The 17692-nt window shown below is 64.3% G+C and carries 13 protein-coding genes, 1 tRNA gene and 1 pseudogene; 11 read left to right on the forward strand and 4 right to left on the reverse strand.

Annotation, left to right across the window (positions count from 1 at the left end):
* Window position 1: 1 nt before the first annotated feature.
* Both VHK65_09005 and VHK65_09010 read left to right on the forward strand, forming a co-directional pair.
* The gene (locus VHK65_09005) at window positions 2-2278 is read left to right on the forward strand and encodes a DEAD/DEAH box helicase (GenBank protein HVS06288.1); all 2277 of its coding nucleotides are present in this window, start codon (window positions 2-4) and stop codon (window positions 2276-2278) included.
* A complete protein-coding gene (locus VHK65_09010) occupies window positions 2275-3507 on the forward strand; it encodes a ribonuclease H-like domain-containing protein (GenBank protein ID HVS06289.1) in 1233 nt (410 codons plus the stop codon). Before VHK65_09005 ends, VHK65_09010 begins: the two co-directional genes overlap by 4 nt.
* Window positions 3508-3665: 158 nt before the next feature.
* Here the strand turns inward: VHK65_09010 and VHK65_09015 are convergent, their stop codons facing one another.
* Window positions 3666-4958 carry a peptidoglycan DD-metalloendopeptidase family protein gene (locus VHK65_09015; GenBank protein ID HVS06290.1) on the reverse strand — a complete coding sequence of 431 codons (1293 nt, stop codon included), beginning with the start codon at window positions 4956-4958 and terminating at the stop codon, window positions 3666-3668.
* Between the two features lie 142 nt (window positions 4959-5100).
* Here VHK65_09015 and VHK65_09020 point away from each other — a divergent pair.
* The 5 genes and pseudogenes from VHK65_09020 to VHK65_09040 all read left to right on the forward strand — a co-directional run bounded on the left by VHK65_09020 (window position 5101) and on the right by VHK65_09040 (window position 9078).
* Window positions 5101-5173: transfer RNA gene (locus VHK65_09020), tRNA-Gly, on the forward strand.
* Between the two features lie 108 nt (window positions 5174-5281).
* Window positions 5282-5875 carry a sigma-70 family RNA polymerase sigma factor gene (locus VHK65_09025; GenBank protein HVS06291.1) on the forward strand — a complete coding sequence of 198 codons (594 nt, stop codon included), beginning with the start codon at window positions 5282-5284 and terminating at the stop codon, window positions 5873-5875.
* The gene (locus VHK65_09030) at window positions 5868-7301 is read left to right on the forward strand and encodes a hypothetical protein (GenBank protein ID HVS06292.1); all 1434 of its coding nucleotides are present in this window, start codon (window positions 5868-5870) and stop codon (window positions 7299-7301) included. Before VHK65_09025 ends, VHK65_09030 begins: the two co-directional genes overlap by 8 nt.
* 5 nt (window positions 7302-7306) lie before the next feature.
* A complete protein-coding gene (locus tag VHK65_09035) occupies window positions 7307-8200 on the forward strand; it encodes a hypothetical protein (protein ID HVS06293.1) in 894 nt (297 codons plus the stop codon).
* A gap of 501 nt (window positions 8201-8701) precedes the next feature.
* A pseudogene (locus VHK65_09040) lies at window positions 8702-9078 on the forward strand (hypothetical protein).
* A 321-nt stretch (window positions 9079-9399) separates the two neighbouring features.
* Here VHK65_09040 and VHK65_09045 read toward each other — a convergent pair.
* Complete coding sequence (locus VHK65_09045; GenBank protein HVS06294.1) at window positions 9400-10434, reverse strand: hypothetical protein; 1035 nt, start codon at window positions 10432-10434, stop codon at window positions 9400-9402.
* Window positions 10435-10870: 436 nt separating this feature from the next.
* Entirely contained in the window at window positions 10871-11089 is a 219-nt protein-coding gene (locus VHK65_09050; GenBank protein ID HVS06295.1) for a hypothetical protein, read from the reverse strand.
* On the opposite strand from VHK65_09050, the gene VHK65_09055 reads away from it, so the two are divergent.
* Complete coding sequence (locus VHK65_09055; protein ID HVS06296.1) at window positions 11088-12116, forward strand: hypothetical protein; 1029 nt, start codon at window positions 11088-11090, stop codon at window positions 12114-12116. The genes VHK65_09050 and VHK65_09055 overlap by 2 nt on opposite strands.
* Here the strand turns inward: VHK65_09055 and VHK65_09060 are convergent.
* Window positions 12113-12796, reverse strand: coding sequence for a hypothetical protein (locus VHK65_09060; GenBank protein ID HVS06297.1), 684 nt, complete (start codon window positions 12794-12796; stop codon window positions 12113-12115). The two genes, VHK65_09055 and VHK65_09060, sit on opposite strands and share 4 nt — an antisense overlap.
* Before the next feature lie 620 nt (window positions 12797-13416).
* Here VHK65_09060 and VHK65_09065 point away from each other — a divergent pair.
* The 3 genes from VHK65_09065 to VHK65_09075 all read left to right on the forward strand — a co-directional run.
* Complete coding sequence (locus VHK65_09065) at window positions 13417-14832, forward strand: sialidase family protein (protein HVS06298.1); 1416 nt, start codon at window positions 13417-13419, stop codon at window positions 14830-14832.
* Window positions 14833-14888: 56 nt separating this feature from the next.
* Window positions 14889-17207 (forward strand): excinuclease ABC subunit UvrA, encoded by a 2319-nt coding sequence (locus VHK65_09070; GenBank protein ID HVS06299.1) that lies wholly within the window; start codon window positions 14889-14891, stop codon window positions 17205-17207.
* Window positions 17208-17285: 78 nt separating this feature from the next.
* On the forward strand, window positions 17286-17692 hold a 407-nt coding region (locus VHK65_09075; protein ID HVS06300.1), incomplete at its 3' end, for a dihydrofolate reductase family protein.

A 17692-nucleotide genomic window follows, 5' to 3' on the forward strand; every position in this document is an offset into this window, starting at 1 on the left:
CATGTCGGTCGAGATGGCGCTGGATCGACTTCTCGTTCAGGATGAGTTCCGCCAGCATCTGACGCTCGACCACACCCTGCCGGCCCGCCAGGCCCGCTACGCCGGATTTCCCGATTCGCTCGACATCCGCCTTGGGCAGGCGCTCGCCGCCCGCGGCATCAGCCGCCTCTACACCCACCAGGCGGAGGCGACCGCTCTGGCGCTGGCCGGCAAAGACCTGGTCGTTGTGACGCCGACCGCGTCGGGAAAGACCGCCTGCTACAACCTGCCGGTCCTGCAGGCGATGCTCAAGGACCCCGAGGCGCGGGCCCTGTACCTCTTTCCGACCAAGGCGCTCGCGCAAGACCAGCTGGCTGAGCTCCATGGTCTGGTCGGTGAGATGAAGGTCGATCTCAAGACCTACACCTACGACGGGGACACACCGGTGAGCGCTCGCCAGGCGATTCGCCAGGCCGGCCATATCGTGGTCACCAACCCCGACATGCTGCACACCGGCGTGCTGCCCCACCACACCCGCTGGGTGAAGCTCTTCGCCAACCTTCGCTACGTCGTGATCGACGAGCTGCACGCCTACCGCGGCGTCTTCGGCAGCCATCTGGCAAACGTGCTCCGCCGCCTGTGGCGCGTCTGCGCCTTCTACGACAGCCACCCCGTGGTGATCTGTTGCTCGGCGACGATCGCCAACCCGAAAGAGCTGGCCGAGCGGCTGACGGGACGCGTGATGACGTTGGTCGACGACAATGGGGCGCCGAGCGGGCCCAAGCGGCTGCTGTTTTACAACCCGCCGGTCATCAATCGCGAGCTCGGCATCCGGCGTTCGTCCACGCTCGAGAGCCAGCGGATCGCCGAGGCATTTCTGCGCGATGGGGTGCAAACCATCGTCTTTGGCCGCACTCGCCTGCAGGTGGAGATCCTGCTCAGCTATCTGCAGCAATCGCTCGCCAATCGACTTGGCAAAACCGGCACGATCCGCGGCTACCGCGGTGGGTACCTTCCGTTGCAGCGGCGCGAGATCGAGCACGGCTTACGCGACGGATCGGTGCGTGGCGTGGTCAGCACCAATGCGCTCGAACTCGGGATCGACATCGGGCACCTGGACGCGGCCATTCTCTGTGGCTATCCGGGCACGATCGCCAGCGCCTGGCAGCAGATCGGGCGCGCGGGGCGGCGCCGTGGTGCCGCGGCCGCGGTCTATGTCGCCTCGAGCAGCCCGCTCGATCAGTATCTGGTCAACCATCCGGAATATTTCCTTGGGAGAGACCCCGAACAGGGACTGATCGATCCCGACAACCTGCTGATCCTCAGCGCGCATCTGCAGGCGGCGACCTTTGAACTGCCCCTCTCGACGGGGGAACCATTCGGTCAGGCGCCGGTAGCGGAGCTGCTCCGCATTCTGGAAGAGGACGGGGCCGTCCACCAGGCGGGAGATACCTGGCACTGGAGCGCGGACGCGTTTCCGGCCGAAGGGGTGAGCCTGCGCAGCGCGAACGCGGACAACGTCGTCATCGTCGATGTCACCCGAGGGGCAAGCGTCGTCGGCGAGATGGATCAATTCTCGGCGCCGGTCTTCCTCCACGAGGAAGCGATCTACCTGCACGAAGGCGCGCAGTACCACGTCGACCGGCTCGACTGGGAGGAGAAGAAGGCCTACGTGCGGCCGGTCAAGGTCGATTACTACACCGACGCCAACCTGGCGGTCAGCATCAAAGTGCTCGAGACCTTTCAGAGCCGGCCGGCGGAGCCGCTCGCGGTCCACCACGGCGAGGTGCGGGTCACGGCGCTGCCCACCATCTTCAAGAAGATCCGTTTCCACACCCACGAGAACATCGGGTCGGGTCCCATCAGCCTGCCCGAACAGCAGTTGCACACGACCGCGTTCTGGCTCGAGATCCCCACCGAGGTAGCCCGCCAGTTTCCGCGTGCGGCGATGCAGGGCGGGCTGCAGGGGTTGGCGAACGTCGTCACGCAGGTGGCCTGTCTGTTCCTCATGTGCGATGTCCGCGACCTCGGCGCCTATGCGGAGACGCGCGCGCCGCATACCGGCACGCCGGCGGTGTTCGTCTACGAGCGCTATCCCGGCGGCGTGGGGATGAGCGCGCGCTTGTTCGAGACGGCGGGTGCCGTGATGGCGGCCGCGCACGACCTGGTGTCGCAATGTGGCTGCGAGAGCGGCTGCCCGTCCTGCGTTGGTCCGTCGCTGGAGGTGGGGGAGGAGGGCAAGGCGGTCGCCCTGCGCCTACTCGAACTGGCCGCGCTGATTCCCGCGCCGGCGCGTTGACGGCCGACCTCGTTGCGCTGCGCGAGCGGATCGCGGCCATTACGGCGCGCCCCACCCGACGCAGCGAGCCCCCACCCTACCCTCCCCCGCAAGCGGGGGAAGGAATTTCCAAAGATCTGCCAGCCAATTGCCGCGAAGAGGAGACGCCGTTCGGCCCAGTTGTCGTGCGTCGTGAATGGTGCCCGGACGACGGCGACCAGGAGGTGGAGGCGCTCTCCACGTGTCTTGGGCTCGCGCCCAGCGACCTGCGACGGCCGCTCTTCCTCGACACGGAAACGACCGGTCTATCCGGCGGCACTGGCACCGTTGCATTCCTCGTCGGTCTCGCCTGGCGCGAAGCGGGCGGTCTGACGCTCGCCCAGTACTTCCTTCGCGACTTCAACCAGGAGAGCGCACTGCTCTGGGCGGTCGGCCAGTGCGTGAACGCGGCCGGCGTCCTGGTCAGCTACAACGGCCGCTGCTTCGACTGGCCGCTCCTGCAGACCCGGCTCGTGATGCGGCGAGCAGTATGGCCGTCACCGCCCCACTTCGACCTCCTCACCCTGGCCCGCCGCATTTTCCGGCCGCGCCTGCCGGACTGCGCGTTGCAGACCATTGAGCAGGCGGTGCTCGACCTGCATCGCGCCGATGACCTGCCGGGCAGTTTGATCCCGAGCCGATACTTCGCCTGGCTACGCGATGGCGATCCCCATGTGCTGGATTCGGTCTTCACTCATAACCGCCAGGACGTGGTATCGATGGCGCTGCTGCTGGCGCGCTTCGAGGCGGTCCTTCGAGGGTCCGACGATCTTGATCCGCTCGATCGATTCGGGCGGGCTCGCTTTTTAGAGGTGCGTGGCTTCCACGGCCAGGCGATCGCTGAATACCGGCAGCTCTGGCTGCATCCTTCCAGGGGAACGCCGCCGAAGATGCGTGGGGCGCTCGGCTTGCGGCTGGCGCGCCTGTTGCGACGGCAGGGACGATGGGAGGAGGCCCGATCGGTGCTGGAAGAGTGCTGGCGCACGCAGTCTTACCCGTATCTCGTCGCGATCGAGCTGGCGAAACTGCTCGAGCACCAGGCACGGGACTTCAACGCGGCTCGACGCATCGTGGGTGACGCGCTGCGCCTGCTCGCGCTGGCGGCGGTGCCCAACCCGCAGTGGCGGATGGATTTGGAGCGGCGCGTGCAGCGGCTGGACCGCCGGCTGAATCAAGGCCCGGCTTCCCTCAACCTTCTATCTGCTGGCTGAGCCGACCCGGTTTGCAGTTAGACAGCGAAGCGCGTCAGCGTGACGGCGATGGATCCCCAGGAAGCCCAGAGCTGCAGTCCAGTGCGGCGACCGAGTTGCAATATCTTCATACCCTTCGAGGAGGTAACGGCATCGGGGCCCAGGCGGTTACGAGCGCCTTACTGGCTGAAGGTGTTGGGGCCGTTCGGCGGCAGGTAGGGGAGGGGATTGGTCGGCTGGCCGCCGTAGCGGTACTCGAAGTGGACATGCGGACCGGTGGAGTTGCCGGTCGACCCCTCGTAACCGATCAGCTGGCCCTGGTGCACGCTGTCGCCGGCTTTGACCTGGAAGCCGAGCAGGTGGCCGTAGAGCGAGAAGAAGTTGTTGCGGTGCGCGACGATGATGTAGTTGCCGTAGCCGACCAGCTGGCCGTTGATGAGGCTGGAACCAGCCGCCACCACCACGCCGTCGTCGGCGGCGAGGATTGGGGTGCCCTGGTTGTAGGCGACGTCGACCCCCGTATGGAAGTGCGGATAGCCAAAGCCGGGCGGCTCGAACGCCTGACTGCAGGGGCCGAAGACAAGTGTGATGCTCCCCTGCTGCAGCGGCCAGATCAGCGGGTACTTCGTCGAATGGTTCGCACCAGCGTTGGGCAACGTGAAGAGGTTGTGCTGCATCCAGAACTGGGCCTGCTGCCATGCGGCTTGCTCCGCCTCGGCGATCAGCTGGTCCTGGCGGGCGATTTCCATGTCCGCGATCCGCTGCGCAAGGGCCGCCGACTGGCCATTGATGGCAACCAACTCCCACTTCACCTGGGTGATGCTCTGGCGCAGTCGGTTCTCGAGGTCCTGCTGGTGCGCCTGCTGCGTGAGCAGCGCGGCTTTCTGGTCGACGAGGTCCGCCCGGTCCTTGTCAGCTTCTTTCTTCTTGCTGATCACCCCTTCCTGCTGGCTGTGCAGCAGGAGGTCGACCTGCCGGATGTGGTCGATCAGCCGGTTGGACAGGTAGGTCAGGTGCTCGATCGCCACGGCCCGGTTGAGGAAGCCCTGGAAGTCGGGGGCCGCGAGCAGCTGGGCAAGAGGGTTCGAGTCGCTTTTGTACACGCTACGGACGAAGGTGGCGTACTCGGCCTTGGTCTTGCGCAGTTCTTGCTGCTCCTCGGCGATCTGGGCGTCGAGCGCGGCGATCTGGCGCTCCAGCTCGGCGATCCGCCGCTCCGTGGCGGCGATCTTGTCGATCGTTTGGTTGATGGTGTCGCGCGTCTCCTGGAGTTGCTGCTGCAACGCAATCTCCTGGGCCTCGGCCTTCTGGAGGTTGTCCTTGAGGACCCCCTTCAGTTTGTTGATGATCTGGAGGCGGGCCTGGGCGTCGGAGTAGTCATCGGCAGCCGTCGGCGCGGCGCTGGCGAGCAAAAGGCTGACTCCCACGCCTCCCGCCACGAGCAAGCGGAAGGCGGTCCCCCTCAGACCCATCGTGCCAGTGATAGCGCCGGAGTCTTACGGCCTTTCCTGCGACTATGTGACGGAGCCGCGACGCGCTGGTAACGCCGAGTTCGGCCGGAGTTCGGATCGGGCCAATCGCGAGATCAGCGCTGGCTATAATGCGTGACGCAACGCGGGAGTAGCTCAGTTGGTAGAGCGCAACGTTGCCAACGTTGAGGTCGCGAGTTCGAGACTCGTCTCCCGCTAATTGATCAGCTTGAGCTGGCTTGTTGGAGCGAGTGGCTTCACGACCAAACGGTGGCCCCAACGAGTTTGAAGTTACAAGGGCTGATTTCCTCGTCGCCAGGGTCGCTATGCGGCGTCCGACATGGCGGTGGGAGGCGGCGGTCCCCAAGGGCCTCTGGCCGTGGATTATCTTCGAGTTTCACGCGGCATGTAACCTTCTGCTCCTGAAGAGCCCCTTTCCAGTAGTGGAGGCGCCAACCGCGGACGAGCGCACTGACACGGTCGAGGCGCTCTATCGCACGCATGGGGATCGAATTTGGCGGGCGGTAGCTGTTTATGCCCAGGATCCTGATGTCGCGAGCGATGCGGTGGCGGAAGCATTCGCGCAGTTAATGGTTCGGGGCGAAGCTGTTCGGTCGCCGGCTGCCTGGGTGTGGCGGACCGCCTTTCGGATCGCTGCTGGGATGCTCCAGGAGCGCACACGATCGGTAGCCCTCGTGGGAACAGAATCCTACACGACACGTGATTCGGCCGGCGAATTGGTGGCGTCTCTGGCCAAGCTGCCGCCGAAGCAGCGTGCCGCCTTGATTCTCTTCTACTACGGCGACTACCCAATCGGTCAGATTGCCGAGATGTTGCGCTCAAACGCCCTGTCTGTTCGGGTCAACCTGAGCCGCGGACGGCGGCGGCTGCGGCGAATCCTGGAGGAAGAGCATGCCTGAGCTGAAGCAGCGGTTCGAGGAATTGGAGAGGCTGCCCGCGCCCGACCTCCAGCGGCGCATCCAGATCCGGATTCAGCGCCTTCAGCAGCCGGACAACCCCCTGTCCGTTGCGGAACAGGCATGGCGCCGCCGCGAGCGCCTATGGCCTTCGCAGGTGTTGGCCGCGGCGGCGGTAATCGTCTTTGCCCTCGTCCTGGGGGTTGCACTGCTGCATGCGCGCAGTCGGGCGCCGGTCCAAGTCCATCCAAGTCCTTCCGTCGCCCCCCAGCCCCTTCCGAGTCCTTCGATCACCGGCACCTATCCGCGCGGCTTTTATCCGGGTTCGCTGCACATGGTGTCGCCAAACGTCGGTTGGAACGGCGTTGCTTACGTTGAGACGAGCGATGCCGGACTTCATTGGAGGGTCATTTCATCGCCGCCGGCAATCTCGAATCAGATCAAAGGTGGGCTGGGTAACTTTGCGCTGGACACGACGCACGCTTGGATGACCGGGGCGACCAGCCACGGGCTCGTCGTGACCTCGACCGTCGACGGCGGTCATACCTGGAGCGCGAGCGCTCCGCTGCCGGCCCTCATCCAGATCAGGGGAGGAAATGCAGCGGTGCAATTGGACTTTATCGACGCGCAGCACGGCTGGCTGGTCGTAGATACCGCGGGTAGCGCTTCTCCAAATTCGCGGGCCATCTTTGCCACGAGTGACGGCGGCCGGCGCTGGAGCGAAATCGCCAGGGCCTCCGAATCCGATGGTTCCGTCCTTGGTCGGCTTGCCGCCGGCTGTACGCCGAGCGGAATAACGTTCATCAGCGCCGATTACGGGTGGTTGACCTACGACTGTACTCGCGCCAGCGGGGTTCTGTCCCCACACTCCGGTCCTGTCGCAGCGGTTACGCGCGACGGCGGTCGGAGCTGGGAGGCGGTCCCCCTCCCCTCATACCCGTCAGGGTCCGGGTACTTTTCGGCGAGTGCGCCGATCTTTACGCTGAACAACGGAATCCTTCCCGTGTTTTTCGGCGGTATCGGGCCGTCCTGGACTGGGATTTATAGAACCACCGACTCGGGCCGAACCTGGAGCTTGAGTCAGCTGCCGTTCTGGCCAGCCGCGCCCCCCGACTTCATCGACGCGCGCACGGGATGGGCCGTCAAGGAAACGGGGCCGATCCCGCCAAGCCCGGGTGCCGACTGCTACGTCGTCACGTGTGCTTTCGTTGCCGAGTTGTACGGCACGACAGACGGTGGCGCCACGTGGAAGCTTCTCAGCCGACTGGTCCCCGCGGCCGGTGCCGTGGCGTTCTTCGATGCCAAAGTTGGCTACTACGCCTGGTCCGAAAATCCGTTCCACGAGGGATCGCCAGGCGGCATTATGAAGACAACAGACGGCGGCCGCAGCTGGTCGGTCGTACGGCCGGTCCTGGAGGGTCAAGGGTGAAACGGATGGCACGCCTCGGCATTCTCATGATTGCGCCGCTTTGGTTGGCCGCCTGCGGCGGGACGGCCGCCCGTCCCACGGTTGCCGCGTCCCGGGCCGCCTCTGCCACCGCGGCCGCGAGCGGCCCTTATATCTATTGGGCGAACTGGGGCGCCGGACGTGGGACCACGATCGGCCGCGCCAATCTCGACGGTACGGCGGTGAACCCGAGTTTTATCACCGGCGCCAGCACCCCCTGCGATGTTGCGATTAACCAGTCGTATATCTACTGGGGAAACAATGGTACGAATTCGATTGGGCGCGCCAACCTCGATGGCACGGCGGTAAACCAAACGTTTATCAGCAGTACCGGCTCGCCGTGTCCTCTCACCATTGACCGCTCTCATATCTATTGGGGGAATTGGCAGGCTCCCGTCTCCATTGGCCGAGCCAATCTGGACGGCACTGGGGTGAATGAGAATTTCATCACCGGCATCACTGAACCCGCAGATGTCGTGGTAAACGAGACCTACATCTATTGGACCAGCCACGATTCCTTGTCGATCGGGCGCGCGAACCTCGATGGAAGGGGCGTCAACCAGACATTCATCAAGACGGAAGCAACTCCAGATGGGATGGCAATTGACGGCTCGCACATGTATTGGACTGGCATCGACCGGGGCACAATCGGGCGGGCCAATCTTGACGGGACCGGGTTGAACCAGACCTTCATCACCGGCGCGAATGGGCCGACTGGGATTAAAGTCGATACCGACCATATTTACTGGTCCCAGGCGGGTCCACCAAACGGACCCGCGGGGACCACCATCGGGCGAGCGAACATTGACGGCACCGGGGTAAACCAGCGCTTCATCACCCGGGCATTTATTCCAGCTGGCCTTGCCATTCAACAACCCTAATCTGTGCTGGCTGAGCAGGGGCGAGCCTGACGGCTAGTCGTTACAGCCCGCGAACCCTAAGTTTTCATCTAAGCCGCTGGAGGCAATACGCGCTTGCCTCCCCAGCTTGCGTCCTCCGCGAGTTCGAGACTCGTCTCCCCGCTAATTGTTGAGCTTGAGCTTGGTGGAGCTCCAACCACCGCCCTTCATGCCTTGACAAGTCTCGTCTGGGTTTAGCGATTGATAGCGAGTTTTTCAGGATCTATAAGTGTGGCCGAACCAGGTCCGGAACCTAAGCAGCAGGCAGTTCATCTAGTGACATCGTCGACAATTTGCTGATTCACCACAGCGCCTAGATCAGGAGCACAGTCGGCTTTTTTCATCATGGGGACTTAACATGATGGTTCGAGTAATCCAGACTCGAGGAGAGACAACGTGAGCCCAAAGAAGGCCGCCCAGAAGTCGGTCCGCCGCACCACTGACAGGGCGTCCCAGTTATTGACGGCCGAGGAACGAGCCGCGATGAGGGAGACCCTCAACGAGCGGAGGCGCGCTGGCTCGGGTGAGGCGGACGGGGAAAGCGACGTACTCGGAAGATCGCCGAGATGCCGGAAGCGGATCGCGTCATGGCTAAGCGGCTCCACGCCATCATCAAAGCCAGCGCGCCTACTCTAGCTCCGAGAACCTGGTACGGGATGCCCGCGTACGCCAAGGACGGCAAGGTTGTCTGCTTCTTCCAAAGCGGGCAGAAGTTCAAAGCAAGATACGCGACCTTCGGTTTCCAACAGGCTGCAAATCTCGACGAGGGTGACATTTGGCCAACCTCCTTTGCCCTGAAAAGATTGACCCCCGCCGTCGAGAAAATGATCGGCAAGCTTGTCAAGACAGCGACGAGCTGAGGCCGCGCATCACGCCGAGCGTGCCGAGGGAGGCTTGGCTGGGATGAAACCATCCGCTGACCGTCCGCTCAATTCGGCACGGACAGTATCCGCTTTCCATTCCAGGTTGTGCCCTGCGTGGGTTCGAGTCCACTCGCACCCGCAGCAAACCTAGGCCGCCTGGGCGAGGATCCGCTTTCCTCTCCAGCTTGCGTCCTTCACGAGTCCGAGACTCGTCTCCCGCTGATTTCCCGCTCGAGTGCGGCCGGCTACCAATCCACGATCCTCGGGTCGGGCGCGGAGGTAGGGACAGGCCGGTCGCTGGCCCGTCCCCTGGAATCGCTACGGACGCACGGCGACGCCGTGGACCGCGCATCCTGAGCAATTGGCCGGATTGAAAACCGAAGCTGGTGCCAGATCGAGGTAGCTAACCGTTCTTTGATTGACATCGATGACCGCGATCTTGCCCGAGGCGCGAAGCGAAACAAAGGCGGTGTTCCCTTTCACGCCGATGGCATCCGGCTGGTCGTTGGCGGGACCCGGCGTTGGGTCGAGAACTAGGATGTCGGCGACGCTTACTTGTTCACCCCGAAGGTCGATCAGCACCAGCTCGTCACCGCGCGGAACGGTCCCGAAGCCCAGCTTTTCGTTAGGGCTCATGTTGAAGCTATGCCAGTCGGGCGCCGGAAGCCTACCGGCGTCTGCGAGCGTTTCGGTGTCGGTGTCGAGCCGATAGATATGGCCCCCAGTGCTTCCGCCGGCCGCAATCGTCACAGTCTTGCCGTTCTTCGACTTGATCATGCCGCACGCGATGAAGCCGTCAGTATCGAAGGTGCGCACAACGCTCATGCTGCCCACGTCGACGATCGCCAGGCCGCTGGGAAGCAACGAGACGTAGGCATGCTTGCCGTCGTCGCGATACACGCTGCAAATCGGAGCCTTCCCCAGCGACGCGAACGAGAGGGAACCGACGACATCCCAGCGTTGGGTGGCCAGGTTCGCGGCGACCTTGAAGAGGGTTTTGGAGCCAATCTGCGCCACGAGCAGGACCGAACCGTCCGGTGAGGATTTCGCCTGGTGGGTCCCTACTTGTCCCAGGTGCAGGACATCGACGAGCTGTCGGCTGTCAGCCTGGACGATGTCGAGGTCGCCGTTGCCCATCCCGGAGATGTAGGCAAAGGCGCCCTGGGGCGAGAAGGTCGTGATGTGCGGACCGGTCCCGGCCGGAAGGTTGATCGTCTCCATTGGCCCTCGGCCGTCCTGGCCGTGAAGGATATCGATGCGACTGGTTGCCTGGAGTGTGATCCAGACCTCGCCGCTCTCCGATAGGACAGTTGGTGTTTGGGCTGGCCGGACTACGGTCGCCGCCTGCTTCACTGACGCCGGCCCCTCCGCCGGCGTAGTCGCCGACACTGGAGTCCCACACGCGGCTAGGCTGGCGAGCAAGGTCAGGCTAACAAGCGGCCAAAAGGTCGAGCGACATGATCGCGGAAGCGGCATCATGATCCTCATGTCTTTCCTCCGTCGGGGTTTTCCGGCTCGCCGCCACCGTAGGGGGAAAACGGCCGCCACGCATCCGCAGAAATACAGGCTCCGGTACCCATTTCGGTACCCAATTCCCATCGGGACCTGAGGAGAACGGAGTGCCGGCCAGGCAGGAGTCCACGCTGACACCTCGCGAGCGGGAGGTCGCCGCTCTCGTAGCCGACGGGCTGACGAACCGCCAGATAGCCAGGCGCCTCTTCATTTCGGAGCGGACGGCCGAGCACCACGTTGAGCAGATCCGAAGCAAGCTCGGCTTCCATTCCCGGGCTCAGGTTGCCGCATGGGTCGTGGGATCGCCGGCGCCTCTCGCGCCCGCCCCAACGGCCGCGGCGTCTGTGCCAGTCGATGCCTCGTCGAGCCGAGAGTCCACTGCAACTGGAAAGGCCCCTCGATCGCGCTGGGTGACCGCCGTCCCGGTCGCCATGTTGGTGGCTGCCGGCGCTGCGGCCTTCGCCTTCTGGGCGTCGCGGCAGGGAGGGTCAGCCATGACCATCGTCACGGTGGCCGGCACCGGTCGATCGACGTTCTCGGCGGACGGCCGGCCCGCAACAGCGACGGATCTCGTCCGCCCGGCGGCGATGGCGGTTGCTCCGAACGGCACGCTCTACTTCATCGACGGCAATCGAGTCAGGAAGATCACTGGACGAGACACGGTGCAGACCATTGCGGGCACGGGTGATTCCGGGGATGGCGGTGATGGGGGGCCAGCCCTGTCGGCTCAACTCAACTCGCCAAAAGCGCTGGCCATCGATCCCGACGGAGATGTTTTCATCGCGGATACCGGGAACAATCGGGTTCGTGAGGTTGATCCCAAGGGGAAAATCTTCACGGTAGCCGGCACAGGCGATGCCGGCTATTCCGGTGATGGCGAACGAGCGGTCCGGGCTCGCCTGAACGCCCCGACGGGACTGGCCGTCGGCTTTAGTGGCAGCGTATTTATCGCCGACACGCTGAATCATCGTGTGCGAATGGTCACGAGCGAGGGCGTGATCAGCACGGTGGCGGGAACCGGAACCGCCGCGTATACGTTCGAAGGTGGTCCCGCCACCGCGGCACCCCTCGACTTACCTGAGGCACTTGCCTTCGACAGCGAAGGGTATCTCTACATCGAGGACGTTGGCAACGATCGGGTGCGGAAGGTCGATCTCGCCGGCGAGATCGTCACCGTCGCCGGAACTGGTGTTCCGGGCTCTTCCGGCGACGGTCAATCGGCTTCAGCCGCTGAGCTGAGTCTGACGAGCCAAGGGTTGGGAAGTGGTCAGGCGCTGGCCGTTGATAGCCAGGGCAACCTTTATATAGCGGATGCCGGCAACGAGAGGATTCGCGAGGTCGATCTTCGCGGCACAATTTCGAGCCTGGCGGGGACCGGTCGCGCGGGGTACTCGGCGGACGGTAGCGCGCCGCTGCAGGCAACGCTTAACGATCCTCTCAGTGTGGCGGTTGACGCCCAGGGAGTCGTGTACATCGCCGACAGCGAGAACAATTTGATCCGGGAGATTGCTCCCAAACGCTAGGGTGACTGATCCACGGGCGTCTCGAAGGGCTGGCCTGCAGCGGTGACATGAAATGCAAGGAAGGTAGACCGGCCGCTGGCTAGGTTGAAAATCTGTGTCGCCGTCCCGGGCAGCTCGCTTGCCCCGTGGTCGGCGGCAAGCGTGACCGCCGATTTCCCGGCTGCCCGTACCCGGATCGATCCTTCCAGGACAAAGAGGGCCACGATGCCGCCGTATTTTGCCGCGCCCGTTCGTCCGCCCGGCTCCAGAGCGACCCATCGTAGGGTTTCGATGTACGGACTGGGTGAGAACGTGGTCAGAGGAAAGTCCAGCGTTTCGTACGGAACAATGGCGCTCGAGGAGACGAGCGGTGACGACCGAGCGCTCGTCGGCCACAGCGCCACGAAGTACCAGTGGTTCTCCGCCAGTCCCGGGTTGGTATGTGTGTGCGCCAGCGGACCGAGAAAGAAACCCTGCGCCGGTCCAATGTTTACGGTCGGGCCATCCTGGATGGCGAGCACCTGGCTGCCCTCCGCCTGAAAGATGAGACCTGGCACGTGCTTGAGCGAGGGAAAGAAGCTGCCAGCCGGCTGATGGAATTCGATTGCGCGGATGAACAAGTTGCCGGTCGGCAAGGCCGGTAGCGGACCGCCAGCAAGGGGTACAGTCTTGGATCCCTGGGCCTTCGCATCCTGGCTCATCGAGGTCGAGGCGGCCGCGCTGCATGCCGTGGATAGCAGGGCAAGGACGCAAGCGATCCAAAACCGCCGCCCCGGGCACCCTCCCATCCTCGAAGGGTAGGCTAAACCGGTCCCAGACCTGGCCTGCCCTGGGAGACTTCGATGTCTGCGAGCCGGTATCCGAAGCGAACCTGGCCCGTCTGAGTGGGCATTGCGCGGGAAACCTCGTCTCCCGCTCTCTCGTGCATAACTCTTCGAACGCCGCCGCGGCGGTGGAGGTAAACGTGGGGATGCCTCCATCCCACGGGCCATCCCGGTGCTGGAGGGCGAGTAACCGTGCGCCCCAGCCCTCAGTGGCAACGCGGGCACGCCTGGCACAGCCGGGCTGGCCTACGCCACATCTGCCATCTGGTAGCTGAACCGAATTGGTAGGGCGTCGGTGGAACGCCTCCTGGCGTAGACGCTGGTCTCTTTGGCGCAGTCTGTTTGGCGGGCCTCGTTGAGCGCAGCGGTAGGCAGGCACCGCCCGAGTTCCTCTCCGGCGTATCCGCATTGACGGAGGGCCGCCCGCCCGTTAGTCTTCTTCGCGGGTGAGGGGAACAACGACGAGGTCGCTGACGCTCGTGACAGCGAGCGTGATCATGATGGCTTCCCTGGCGCCAGGGGCAGGCATCGCTGCTTTGGCCAGCGACCAGGGGAGCGTGCGCTTCAGCCTCCAGCACCGGGTCGGTTTCGTCTCCGGCGACGACTGGGAACCGGCCATCGCAGCCGACCGGTTTGGCCATGAGTACGTCCTGTACAAGCACTACGACGTCCCGGGCGGCGGCACCTGCCCCGCCTGCGATGTCCACCTCCTTGTACAGCGCAGCAGCAATGGTGGGCGTAGCTGGACCGTGCCCAGGGCCATTGCCCCAGTAGCCGTTGACGGTGGGCAGTACGATCCGCAGATCGCGGTCGACCCCGTGGACGGCCGCACCGTGTGGGCCTCCTTCCTGCAGAACGCCAACTCCGTGATCGGCGTGGTCGAATCCACCGACTTCGGCGAGACCTGGTCCCCCGTTCGGATCGTAAGTGATGGCCTCATCGGGCTGGACAAGGACTCGCTCGTGGTCCGCGGCCGGACCGTGGCGGTGGCGTACGACGACGGCTTCAGCACCTACGCGTCAATCTCGCAAGACGGCGGTCGGCAGTGGACTACCCGCCTGGTTACGCCCGGCAGCAACCGCTTCAACCTGCCGTTGTCGGCAGGCGGCGGAATCGATTCCAAGGGCAATCTGTATTTTGCCTGGAACAGCTTTGACGCAGCCCATTCGGCTAACGGGGACGGACCGGTTACGCTCTGGCTCACCCGCTCCAGCGACGAGGGAAAAACCTGGCAACGAGTCGTGATCGCTGTCAGTGGCGCTCCCCCGCCCTGCAGTGGTTGCGGCTTCGCCTATCTAAGTGCGCAGATGACCATGAGGATCGGGCCCGACGACGCAGTCTATCTCCTCTGGAATGGAACGGTCGACCGCACGGACTTTGCACCCGAGCGCATCTTTTTCAGCCGCTCGGTTGATCACGGCCGAACCTTCTCATCGCGCCGCGAGGTGTCCACTGCTCCGGCTGGGGCAGAACATGCTTTTCCGGCGATCACCGTCGGCGATCGAGCGGGCGACGTACGGTTGGCCTGGATGGACACGCCGCAGGTGGCTGCGGACGGAACCGGCACCTGGAACGTTCGTTACCGGGCCACTGAAGATAATGGGCAGACGCTGGGGCCGGAGGTACGCATCTCCCGATTCGTGCCTGGCTATCCTTATCTCACGCCAGCCGGGTTCACGTCGCCATACGGCGACTACTTTCAGATGGCGATTGATGCAAACGACGCCACCGTGCTGGCGTTTGGCGAAGGCCCGAACTACGCGGGGCCGGGCAACATCTGGGTCTCGCATGAGCTTCAGACCGGCGAACCGGACATAGCCGCCGGGGGCCCGGATGAAAGCTCCGCGGCGACCTGGCAGCGCGCGCTCCACGGAACTACTGAGCGGACGCATGCAGGTGTCGGCGACCGCTAGCTACTCTACGGAGAGTTCGAGACTCGTCTCCCGCTGATCGCGACTATCATTCCCGGATGCCCCGTTCCATGGACGCCCCGCGCCCCCAACTCCATGCCGAGGCGCGCCATCCTGCGGACAGCCACGACCTGATTCGAGTCCACGGCGCCCGGGTGAACAACCTCAAGGACATCTCAGTCGACATTCCCAAGCGGCGCCTCACCGTCTTCACCGGGGTCTCCGGCTCGGGCAAGAGCTCACTCGTTTTCGGAACCATCGCCGCCGAGTCGCAGCGGCTGATCAACGAGACCTATACCGCCTTCGTCCAGTCCTTCATGCCCAGCCTCGGCCGGCCCGACGTGGACGGCCTGAGCGGGCTCAGCGCCGCGATCATCGTGGACCAGGAGCCGATGGGGGCCAACGCCCGCTCCACGGTCGGCACGGCAACCGATGCCAACGCCCTGCTGCGTATCTTGTTCAGCCGTCTTGGAGAGCCCCACATCGGCCCGTCGTTCCGCTACGGATTCAACAACGCCGAGGGAATGTGCCTGCGCTGCGAAGGCCTCGGCGAGGTGTCCGATATCGACCTGACCCAGCTCTTCGACGACTCCAAGTCGCTCGCCGAGGGCGCGATCACCATCCCCGGCTACAAGACGGACGGCTGGTGGACAGTGGGGATCTTTACCGAGTCGGGCTTCCTCGACCCGAACAAGCCGATCCGCAAGTACACCAAGAAGGAGCTCCACGACTTCCTCTACAAGGAGCCGGTCAAGGTGAAGATCAACGGCGTCAACCTCACCTATGAGGGGCTGGTCCCCAAGGTGCAGAAGTCGTTCCTCTCCAAAGACCGTGAGGCGATGCAGCCGCATATCCGGGCGTTCGTGGACCGGGCAGTCACCTTCACCGCTTGCCCCGAGTGCGGCGGCACTCGGCTCAACGAGGCGGCCCGGTCGTCGCGGATCGGCGGGATCAACATCGCCGATGCGTGCGTGATGCAGATCAGCGACCTGGCCGAATTCGTGCGGGGACTCGACGATGCGTCGGTCGCGCCGGTCGTCTCGACCCTGTTGCAGACCCTCGACTCATTCGTCGGGATCGGGCTCGGCTACCTCAGTCTCGAGCGAACGTCCGGCTCCCTCTCGGGTGGCGAGGCGCAGCGGGTCAAGATGGTCCGCCACCTCGGTTCCAGCCTGACGGACGTGACCTATGTCTTCGACGAGCCGACGGTTGGGCTCCACCCGCACGACATCCGGCGGATGAACGGCCTGCTGCTGCGGCTGCGCGATAAGGGCAACACGGTCCTGGTGGTGGAGCACAAACCGGAGGCGATCGAGATCGCCGACCACGTCGTCGACCTCGGCCCGCGCGCCGGCGTGCACGGCGGTGAGATCTGCTTCACGGGCACGGTTGCTGCGCTTCGTGCGTCCGATACCCTGACTGGCCGCCATTTCGACGACCGTGCCCGACTCAAGGACACGGTGCGGACTCCGACCGGAGTGCTGAAGATCCGGGATGCGACCCGGCACAACCTGCGGGGTGTGAACGTAGACGTCCCGCTCGGCGTGCTCACCGTGGTGACGGGCGTCGCCGGTTCCGGCAAGAGCTCGCTGATCCACGGCTCGATGCCGCGCAGCGCCAACGTGGTCTCGGTCGATCAGGCGGCCATCCGCGGCTCGCGCCGTAGCAACCCGGCGACCTACACCGGGTTGCTCGATCCCATTCGCACGGCCTTCGCCAAGGAGAACGGCGTGAAGGCCGCCCTCTTCAGCGCCAACTCGACCGGAGCCTGCCAGAACTGCAACGGAGCCGGCGTCATCTATACCGACCTGGCGATGATGGCGGCCGTCGCGACCGTGTGCGAGGAATGCGGCGGCCAGCGCTTTCAGGCGCAGGTGCTCGAATATCGCCTCCACGACAAGAACATCGCCGAGGTGCTGGCGATGTCTGCCGCCGAGGCGGAGGAGTTTTTTAGTTCAGGCCCGGCGCATGCCATCCTCCACAGGATGGTTGAGGTCGGCCTCGGGTATGTCAGCCTCGGCCAGCCGCTGACGACGCTCTCCGGCGGAGAGAGGCAGCGGCTCAAGCTCGCCATCCACATGGCGGAGAAGGGCGGAGTCTATATCCTCGACGAGCCCACGTCCGGCCTGCATCTCGCCGATGTCGCGCAGCTTCTGCATCTACTCGACGGCCTCGTCGACTCAGGCAAGTCCGTGATCGTGATCGAGCACCACCAGGCGGTGATGGCGCACGCAGACTGGATCATCGACATGGGCCCCGGCGCAGGACACGACGGTGGCCGGGTGGTCTTCGAGGGGACACCGGCGCACCTTGTCGCTGCCAGGTCGACCCTCACCGGCCAGCACCTGGCCGACTATTGCGCGCCCGGCCTCAGCTAGTGGCTTGTACGCACGGCTTGTAAAGCATATGAGCGGGCTAACCTTGCTCGTCTACCCCATCGGCGGTACGCTTGCGCAATGCGACCCCTTCGGTACTCCATCAACGTCACATTGGACGGGTGCTGCGATCATCGGGCAGGCCGCGTGGACGAAGACTTGCATCGTCACGCGGTCGAGAACCTCAAGCAGGCCGATGCCCTTCTCTTTGGCCGGGTGACTTACGAAATGATGGAGGCAGCGTGGCGGCCGCCGGCGCGGACGGGAGCGAGACCTGATTGGATGGAACCCTTCGCCCAGACGATCAACGCGGCAAAGAAGTACGTCGTGTCGAGCACCCTGGAGCGGGTCGATTGGAACGCGGAACTCGTGCGCGGGGATCTGGGCAAGGCCGTTCAGCAACTCAAGCGGGAGTCGGGCAAGGGACTGTTCGTGGGAGGTGTGAAGCTCCCACTGGCGTTGACGGAGCTGGGATTGATCGATGAGTA

It is taken from the genome of Candidatus Dormiibacterota bacterium (assembly GCA_035544955.1).
In the GTDB taxonomy this organism is placed as follows: Bacteria; Chloroflexota; Dormibacteria; order CF-121; family CF-121; genus CF-13.

Bases quoted from the DNA above. Each gene is read 5' to 3' on its own strand.
- VHK65_09005 (HVS06288.1), top strand. From the start codon at position 2: ATGTCGGTCGAGATGGCGCTGGATCGACTTCTCGTTCAGGATGAGTTC.
- VHK65_09015 (HVS06290.1), bottom strand. From the start codon at position 4,958: ATGGGTCTGAGGGGGACCGCCTTCCGCTTGCTCGTGGCGGGAGGCGTG.
- VHK65_09025 (HVS06291.1), top strand. From the start codon at position 5,282: ATGCGGCGTCCGACATGGCGGTGGGAGGCGGCGGTCCCCAAGGGCCTC.
- VHK65_09030 (HVS06292.1), top strand. From the start codon at position 5,868: ATGCCTGAGCTGAAGCAGCGGTTCGAGGAATTGGAGAGGCTGCCCGCG.
- VHK65_09035 (HVS06293.1), top strand. From the start codon at position 7,307: ATGGCACGCCTCGGCATTCTCATGATTGCGCCGCTTTGGTTGGCCGCC.
- VHK65_09055 (HVS06296.1), top strand. From the start codon at position 11,088: ATGACCATCGTCACGGTGGCCGGCACCGGTCGATCGACGTTCTCGGCG.
- VHK65_09050 (HVS06295.1), bottom strand. From the start codon at position 11,089: ATGGCTGACCCTCCCTGCCGCGACGCCCAGAAGGCGAAGGCCGCAGCG.
- VHK65_09060 (HVS06297.1), bottom strand. From the start codon at position 12,796: ATGAGCCAGGATGCGAAGGCCCAGGGATCCAAGACTGTACCCCTTGCT.
- VHK65_09065 (HVS06298.1), top strand. From the start codon at position 13,417: ATGATGGCTTCCCTGGCGCCAGGGGCAGGCATCGCTGCTTTGGCCAGC.
- VHK65_09070 (HVS06299.1), top strand. From the start codon at position 14,889: ATGCCCCGTTCCATGGACGCCCCGCGCCCCCAACTCCATGCCGAGGCG.